Below are 3,860 nucleotides of genomic sequence, written 5' to 3'. Positions count from 1 at the left end.
ACGGATCGTTCGGTCGCTGTCAGTGATTTCAATCACCGGCTTTGGACTCTCGTCTGATCCTTCCAAATCCAGGAAGACCGTCCTGTCAATTTCTACGAATTCAAGAGCCGCTGAAGCAGGCGATACGGCGGCAGCTTTTCTGCGCCAGTACTGGAAGGTGGATAAAGCCAGGCCGTTTTGGACGCAGAAGCCAGCCTGAGTCAGACCTGACACCTGGTATTGATCAACCAGGTTCATCCACTGTTCCTGATTCAGTTCACGGGATTTGGAAAACAGATAATTATGCATAAAATCCTCCAGTTCTAGTCGAATACAGAATATCGACTGGAACCGGAGGATCTAAGCCCGTGCAAATTTCAAAAGGTTACCTTTTTTCGGTTTCAATTCTCGCAAGCCAAAAGCCGATGCATACGTTTTCCCCGTTCCAGTAGCAGAAATCAGTAAGGCTCGATCTTCTCCAGCATCACGCAGTCGAATTAACTCTTTGGTAAACTCAACCTGCATTTGGTTAGGTGATAATACGTATTCACTTGGAGAAATTGGATATCTTGAGGCTGCAACTCTTTTTTGATCTTGAACCAGTTTATATTTTTGACGATATGTATCGATCACATCTTCTATATTTTTACTGTGATTCGAATGCCACAGTCGTTCAAATTGGCTGCTAATTTCTTGAGCGAAAGCTCCTTCTTTCAAACTCAAAAGGCCGGCATTCCACTCCTGCGAACGTGTTAAAGCATTCATGGTCATATTGGATGATCCGACGATTATACGGACTTCATGATCTTTATGAAAGATATATCCTTTGGTATGAAAGCCATCTTCTTCAGCAACATACATTCGAACTTCTAAGTTCTTCAGTGAGGCCAATTTTGCGAGGGCGTCTGGCTCAGAAAACGTTAAATAATCTGTCGTTAGGATACGGCCTGGAATATTTTTCCTCTCAAGCTCCTTGAATGTCATCAATAGCGGTTCAATTCCACTCATCGTAATGAAGGCAACACTAAACTCAAAGGAGTCACATTCTTTGAGCTGCTTTTCTAGAGTGGTAAGAACTTTTTTTCCTTTTTTAAAGTTATTCGTCAGCAGTGATGGATAAAATTCTCTATTGACACTAACTTCTTTATTTAAGAATGCATGGCGAAGTCCGGCATCGATTGTTGGACTTTCAGACTGGTTTGTATTCATAAAAGCAGCGTACCAAATGCTGATCGTTTAAACCAGGCCAACATTTCATAAAAAAAGAGAATAGTTTTTTTCTACTCCCTTATTTTCCGAATATCAGATATTCATTATTCTTTTTGCAAAACAAAAACCGCATTCGCCTGTCTGAACAATTCACTCATGGCCCATTTCTTTGATCTTTGTTTAGAGTTTGGATCATGAACATTCAAAAATCCATCCTCATCTGACTTGCCGGCAGCTATGATATGACCTGAGGTAGTAAAATCTCCCGGACCCATCGAAAAAATCAACAGATTCCCCTGATCGACCTGATTCTGTATAACGACTGGATCCATTTCACTTTGCCAGACAGAAACACCAAACTGAGCAGGATAATCTGTAAACAAATCCCAGGACGTTCCTATTCCATCTACATAGTATCCAAACTCCTGTGAAAACCGAGCGATATCCGCTGGACTGGGTTGCCATACTAAAAACGGAGTTAAGACCATTGCTAATGAAGTTGGTCCACAACCAGTTTCTCTGATCAGACCATCTCCATACTCTTCATCAGCCCAGGGATCATCCACCTGAAACAGATAAGGCATGGTATCCTGAGGCATAATTGGCTCATTCATTAATATTTCTCCATTTCTAATCCATTCCGTTAAGTAAACGCCAAATCCAATTAACACAGCCACAACTATTATTCTGACAAGATTCCTGTGCTTATAACTTCCATGCTTTCTGGACCAAGCTGGTTTATCTACTGGAAGAGGTAAGTCTGGATATTTAATCCTTCTTTTTTTGTTCATGGACATATCTTAGAAAGTCATTATGAAAAATCTGAAAGTTTCCATTAAAGAGTCTGTAACCTTTTTATTAAAAAGAGCTTATCCCTTTATAACGATAAATAACGAAAAATGAAGTTTTGATCATTCGAACTCATAACATTACTCTTTGCAAGTATTTATGGATTATGACCATCGGATTTGCTATGGTGCAGTTCATCAGTGATCATAATTTCTGTTTATGAATGGACTCATTGCTAAAATTTTATAAGATGAATAATTCAAACCAAGAGGAAACTATAATGACAAATGAAAAATTCAGATTGACAAGAAAGTCAGGAAAGATTGTCTCGATGATATCAGCCACTTCCCTTTTAGTTGGAACTTTTTTTGGATGCAGCTCATCCAATTCAATGAACAGTGATGATAATCTTACTTCTGGCATGGAATTTAAGAAAACGGATCAGGCATTCACTCCAGAAGTTTCAGCTGCTATGAATGAATTTACTTTAAAACTGTTTAAGAACCTGGACGTAAAAGATCAGAATATATTGCTTTCCGGCAGTTCAGCCTGGATGGCGTTAGGTATGGCTGCTAATGGAGCAGATGGTCAAACCTTAAAACAGATCGAAGCAGTCCTCGGTCTGAACAGGGATCAGATCAACAAAGCCGCTTCTGCCTTTTTCAGTTCGTTAGAAAATCAGAAGAGTCTGACTTTGGCCGATTCAATCTGGCTAAAAAGCGAATTCAGGGATGAAGTATCGAAATCATTTCTTGAAAATTGTGCAGGCGACTTTCGGGCTGAAGTATTTTCATCCACTTTTGATCAGGAATCTGTCAAGGACATCAATACCTGGGTCCAGAAAAATACGGATGATCTGATCAAGGACTTTTTAATGGAAATTCCATCCATGACACAGATGATTCTGATTAATGCGCAGGCATTTGATGGCACCTGGAAACAGGTTTTCGAAGAATCAGAAACCAGAAAGCAGAAATTTCATAATCAGGATGGCTCACTAAGCTCTGTCGACTTCTTAAATGGCTATGCGGACTGGTCCGTGGAAAACGACCAGTTTGTTGGATTTATCAAAGACTACGATGAGTCAAAATATGGATACATGCTTCTGATGCCAAAAGATGAAAATGAGCAGTTGAGCAATGTTGTGGATGTTCTGGATGGATCTTTACTAACAGATCTGCTTAAACAGAGAATGAAGTCCGAAGTTCGGATCTCCATGCCTAAGCTGAATCAGGAAAGTACACTGAAACTAAATGATGCTTTAAAAGCTTCTGGATTAGAAGACGCGTTCAGTAAACAGGCCGACTTTACATCGATTACTGATTCTCAAAACGATTTATATATTTCTGAAGTTCTTCAGAAGACTTTCATTGAAGTCAACGAAAAAGGAACAAAGGCTGCTGCAGCAACCGAGATTGGCATTGAGACGATGTCTATGCCAATTGAGACCGAACCAGTCATTGCCGATCGCCCATATCTTTACATGGTAGTCGACCTTGAAAACTCACTTCCGCTATTTATCGGACAGGTTGTAAACATTACCGAATAAATGCTCAATAGCGTTAACCCCATTATGAAATAGGATAAACCTGTGATCTCTCCTATCAGGGCTTCCCCATAGTCTGACCCATAAAGGGGCTGTTAAATTTCTGACAGTCCAAAAATAAAAAGAGGCACCTGATCCGTAATGGATGAGGTGCCTTTTTTGGTAAAATATGTTCATGATCAATAAACAAAATTACCAAACACACTATAACTCGATTCAGGGCCGTTTGCCACTGCTCCATTCTCTCTTCCCTCATATTGAGATGGATTCTGTCTTCACTACTGTCAGTTCCTTTGTCGATGATTATCTCGACCTTGCCCTTTATCCTTCTTTTGCC

Annotated in this window: 4 protein-coding genes; 1 reads left to right on the top strand and 3 read right to left on the bottom strand. The window is 40.1% G+C overall.

Annotated features, from left to right (window positions below; genetic code table 11):
- The 3 genes from tnpA to BO222_RS08015 form a co-directional block, all read right to left on the bottom strand.
- Positions 1-288: IS66 family insertion sequence element accessory protein TnpA (gene tnpA / locus BO222_RS08025; protein ID WP_198931968.1), on the bottom strand; the 288-nt coding region annotated here is incomplete at its 3' end.
- A gap of 51 nt (positions 289-339) precedes the next feature.
- Positions 340-1,188, bottom strand: a complete 849-nt coding sequence (locus tag BO222_RS08020) for a phospholipase D-like domain-containing protein (protein WP_075819983.1) — start codon at positions 1,186-1,188, stop codon at positions 340-342.
- 104 nt (positions 1,189-1,292) lie between these two features.
- Positions 1,293-1,802, bottom strand: a complete 510-nt coding sequence (locus BO222_RS08015) for a C39 family peptidase (RefSeq protein ID WP_158024579.1) — start codon at positions 1,800-1,802, stop codon at positions 1,293-1,295.
- A gap of 455 nt (positions 1,803-2,257) precedes the next feature.
- Here BO222_RS08015 and BO222_RS08010 point away from each other — a divergent pair, with 455 nt between their 5' ends.
- Positions 2,258-3,526: a serpin family protein gene (locus BO222_RS08010; protein WP_075819979.1), complete on the top strand. Its 1,269-nt coding sequence runs from the start codon at positions 2,258-2,260 to the stop codon at positions 3,524-3,526.
- The last annotated feature ends 334 nt before the right edge of the window (positions 3,527-3,860 follow it).

It is taken from the genome of Ileibacterium valens, assembly GCF_001945525.1.
Lineage (GTDB): Bacteria > Bacillota_I > Bacilli_A > Erysipelotrichales > Erysipelotrichaceae > Ileibacterium > Ileibacterium valens.
The sequence above is the reverse complement of the archived record's forward strand: the minus strand, read 5'-3'. Positions and strand labels throughout refer to the sequence as shown.

Bases quoted from the DNA above. Each gene is read 5' to 3' on its own strand.
- BO222_RS08020 (WP_075819983.1), bottom strand. From the start codon at position 1,188: ATGAATACAAACCAGTCTGAAAGTCCAACAATCGATGCCGGACTTCGC.
- BO222_RS08015 (WP_158024579.1), bottom strand. From the start codon at position 1,802: ATGAATGAGCCAATTATGCCTCAGGATACCATGCCTTATCTGTTTCAG.
- BO222_RS08010 (WP_075819979.1), top strand. From the start codon at position 2,258: ATGACAAATGAAAAATTCAGATTGACAAGAAAGTCAGGAAAGATTGTC.